This window comes from Achromobacter sp. 1011811831 (genome assembly GCF_059760905.1).
In genome coordinates, this window is record NZ_JCBANG010000170.1 from 1 (window position 1) to 4129 (window position 4129).

3 protein-coding genes and 1 pseudogene are annotated in these 4129 nt (G+C 64.1%); 1 reads left to right on the forward strand and 3 read right to left on the reverse strand.

Annotated elements, in window-relative coordinates:
- The 3 genes and pseudogenes from AC6LJ9_RS30235 to AC6LJ9_RS30245 form a co-directional block, all read right to left on the reverse strand.
- Positions 1-131: pseudogene (locus AC6LJ9_RS30235) on the reverse strand (Tn3 family transposase); the annotation flags it as partial.
- A gap of 28 nt (positions 132-159) precedes the next feature.
- Entirely contained in the window at positions 160-3129 is a 2970-nt protein-coding gene (locus AC6LJ9_RS30240) for a Tn3 family transposase (RefSeq protein WP_011013256.1), read from the reverse strand.
- A 2-nt stretch (positions 3130-3131) separates the two neighbouring features.
- Positions 3132-3692: a recombinase family protein gene (locus AC6LJ9_RS30245; RefSeq protein WP_011013255.1), complete on the reverse strand. Its 561-nt coding sequence runs from the start codon at positions 3690-3692 to the stop codon at positions 3132-3134.
- 223 nt (positions 3693-3915) lie between these two features.
- Between AC6LJ9_RS30245 and AC6LJ9_RS30250 the strand changes: the two genes are divergently transcribed.
- Positions 3916-4129: Chromate resistance protein ChrB (locus AC6LJ9_RS30250; protein WP_498150402.1), on the forward strand; the 214-nt coding region annotated here is incomplete at its 3' end.

Genomic DNA, 4129 nt, shown 5'->3' on the forward strand with positions numbered 1-4129 from the left:
GGCGCGTACTGGTCGGAGATATGGGTGTAGAACGTCCGCCCTGGGCTGCTGCCGTATTTCGGATTGATGTGGCCGGTGCTCTCGGCCTTGCTGCCGGTGCGGAAGTTCTGGCCGTCCGACGATGACGGGGTCAGCTCACGAAACGGAAAAAATCGTACGCTAAGCCTCGCCAGGCATTCGTAGCGCCCGGAACTTGCCTTGCGCGACCTGCTTGTTCTGCCGCCAGATGTAATCGCCGGTCAGGTTGATGTGCTCCCAGCCCAGCGGCGAAAGATGCGGCAGCAGCCGTTCGTCGATGTTCTTACCCGAGTCCCGCAGCGCCTGGACCGCCCGCCCCAGGTAGACGGTGTTCCACAGGATGATTGCCGCCACCACCAGATTGAGGCCGCTGGCGCGGTAGCGCTGGTTCTCGAAACTGCGGTCACGGATTTCACCGAGCCGGTTCAAGAACACAGCGCGGGCCAGCGCGTTCTTGGCTTCGCCCTTGTTCAAGCCAATCTGCACACGGCGGCGCAATTCGACGTTCTGCATCCAGTCGAGCGCAAACAGCGTGCGCTCGATGCGCCCCAGTTCGCGCAGAGCCACGGCCAGACCGTTCTGGCGCGGATAGCTGCCGAGCTTCCTGAGCATCAGCGAGGCCGTCACCGTGCCCTGCTTGATCGAGGCGGCCAGCCGCAGGATTTCGTCCCAATGGGCGCGGATGTGCTTCACGTTGACGTTGCCGCCGATCAGGCCGGCGAGCGTCGGGTACTGCTTGGCGTCGCTATGGATAAACAGGCGCTTGTCGGCCAGGTCGCGGATGCGCGGGGCAAAGCGGAAGCCCAACAGGTGCATCAGCGCGAACAGGTGATCGGTGAAGCCAGCCGTGTCGGTGTAGTGTTCTTCGATGCGCAGGTCGGATTCGTGATACAGCAGCCCGTCCAGGACGTGGGTGGCGTCGCGCACCGTGGCATTGATGACTTTGGTGTGGAACGGCGCGTACTGGTCGGAGATGTGGGTATAGAACTGCACGCCTGGTTCCTGACCGTACTTCAAGTTCACTTGGCCGGCGGCTTGCCCCCGGCCGCCGGCCTTGAAGTTCTGCCCATCCGACGACGAGGTAGTGCCATCGCCCCAGTAGGCGGCGAAGGGCTGACGAAACTGGGCGTTGACCACCTCGGCCAGACCCGCCGAATAGGTCTCGTCGCGGATGTGCCACGCCTGCAACCACGTCAGCTTGGCGTAGGTCACACCGGGGCAGGACTCGGCCATCTTCGAGAGCCCCAGGTTGATGGCGTCGGCGAGAACGGTCGTCAGCAGTAGGTGTTGGTCTTCGGCCGCCTCGTCACTCTTGAGGTGCTTGAAGTGGCGGCTGAAGCCGGTCCAGCCATCGACTTCCAGCAGCAGTTCGGTGATCTTCAGGTGCGGCAGCAAGCTGTACGCCTGCTGCATCAGCACCTCGGCCTCGTCGGGCACGGCGTTGTCCAGCGGAGAAATCTTGATTCTCCCGGTGCTGGTGATGGCCGCATCGGGCAGTTCGTTGGCGGCGGCCAGCCGCTCGACTGTCGCCAGTTGCTCTTGCAGCACCGCGAGCCGCGCCTCCAGAAAGCGCTCGCAGTCGGTCTCCACGGCCAGACCCAATTCGCGCTGGTCACGCTGCGCCGCGAATCGCGGCGGCGGCAACAGGTAGTCCTCGAAGTCCTTGAACTGGCGCGAGCCCTGCACCCAGATGTCGCCGGAGCGCAGTGAGTTCTTCAGTTCGGACAGAATGCACAGCTCATAGAAGCGCCGATCCAGCCCATCGTCCGTGCGCACCAGGTTCTCCCAGCGCTTGCGCACGAAGGACGTGGGCGCGTCGTCCGGCACCTTGCGTGCCTGACGGTCGTTCATCCCCTTGAGCATTTCGACGGCGGCGAGCAGCTCGCGCGCCGCAGGCGCGGCCTTCATGCTCAACGCCTCCAGCAGGGTCGGCGTGTAGCGCCGGAGCTGGGTGAAGCCGTCGCCGACCAAGGACAAGAAATCGAAGTCCTCCGGCCGGGCCAGCGCTTCCGCTTCGGTGATGCTTTCGCTGAATACGTCCCAGGGGATGATCGCCTCGATGGCGGCGAACGGGTCGCTGCCCGATTGCTTGGCTTCCAGCAGGGCGCGACCGATACGAGAGTACAGCCGCACCTTGTCGTTGATCGCCTTGCCGGACTGCTGGAAGCGGTCGGCGTGATTGCGCTTGGCCTTGCTGAACAGCGAACCCATGAAACGGTCGTGCAGGTCGATGATCTCGTCGATGAGGGTGGCGCGGGTATCGAGGACTACCGCGACCAGGGTCGCAAAGCGGCGACTCGGCTCCAGGTCGCGAAGGTGCTGGGCGGTCATCTGTCCGCCCTCGCGGGCGAGCTTCAGCAGGCGGTTCTGGTGAATGGCGTGTTCCAGGTCGCCCGGCAGCACCAGGTCGCGGAGGGTCTTCAGTCGTTCGAGGTGGGCCAGCACATGCTTGGGCTTCGCCGGGCCAGGCGGTTGGCGTAGCCAGATCAGCCCGCTGCCTTTGGTGCCCTCGCGAATCGCCAGCAGGCCGTCAAGCGCGCGGCGGTGGAAATCACCCAGTGGCGCGGTGAGCGCTTCATAGACTTGGCGCGTGCCGCGTGTCAGCGCCTCGCTGCACACGCGCTCGATGACCTCGATGGTCGGAAGGATGATGCGCTGCTGCCGCAGCAACTCGATCAGCGCTTCGGCCAGCACGATACCTCGGTCGGTCTGCTGTGCCAGATCGGCGAGCTGGTGAACGAAGTGCCGGTAGTCGGTGACCGTGAACGGTGTCAGTTTCAGCCACGCCTGCAACTCCAACAGGTGCTCGCGTCGCGTTTCCGGCCGTTGCGCATACTGCGGCCAGATGTCCGGCTCGATACGCAACTGGCGGCCGACGATGTCCAGCAGGGAGACGGGTGGCTCCGCATCCGTCGGCAGGGCAAAGCCGGGATAGCGCAGGTAGCACAACTGCACCGCGAAGCCGAGCCGGTTGTGGCTGCCGCGCCGCTGGCGGATCACCGACAGGTCGGCTTCGGCGAAGGTGTAATGCTGGATGAGTTCGTCGTCAGTGGCCGGAAAGGCGAGCAGGCCGGTGCGCTCGACGGACGTTAGCAGACTGCGGCGCGGCATGGTCAGTCATCCGTTCTCAGGTATTGATACACAGTTTCCCGGCTGATGCCGAACTCGCGGGCAAGCTGTGCCTTCTTCTCGCCGGCTGCAGCGCGACGGCGCAGTTGGGCTACCTGCTCGGGCGCGAGCGCCTTTTTGCGGCCCCGGTAGGCCCCGCGCTGCTTGGCGAGCGCGATCCCCTCGCGCTGCCGCTCGCGGATCAGAGCGCGCTCGAACTCGGCAAATGCGCCCATCACCGACAACATCAGGTTCGCCATCGGCGAATCCTCGCCGGTGAATGTCAAGTGTTCCTTGACGAACTCGATGCGCACGCCGCGCTGGGTGAGGCGCTGCACCAGGCGGCGCAGGTCGTCGAGGTTCCTCGCCAGGCGGTCCATGCTGTGCACCACCACCGTGTCGCCCTCGCGCACGAAGGCGAGCAGCCGTTCCAGCTCGGGGCGCTGGGTGTCCTTGCCCGACGCCTTGTCGGAGAACACCTTGTCCACCTGGATGTGTTCGAGCTGCCGTTCCGGGTTCTGGTCGAAGCTGCTGACGCGGACGTAGCCGATGCGCTGACCGTGCACAGTGTCCTCCTGAGGCCCTTGTGTCAGGAAGAAATCTATGACCCTTGACGGGACATGTCAATTAATTCTGGAAGTGACTCTATTCTGACGTTTTACAGCCCGGGGGCTGACGCCAGGTTAGGGTATGCCTTAAATTGACGCTTCATCATGACTTTAGTTACTTCTATAACGTTCTGTAGTATATATCACATTTCTCACTGCCTTCTGACCAAGGAGCCCGTGCTTGAGCTTTCTTGCCCTGTTCATCAGCCTCCCCACCAAGGCATCGACCGGCCGCATGCGCGTCTGGCGCTCCGTCAAGGCGCTGGGTTGCGCGACGCTGCGCGATGGGGTCTACCTGCTGCCTGACTCGGCCGACAGTGCCGCGGCGCTGGACGAAGTGGCGGCGCAGGCGGTGGAAGTCGGGGGCAGCGGCGAGGTCTATCGACTCTCGGGGT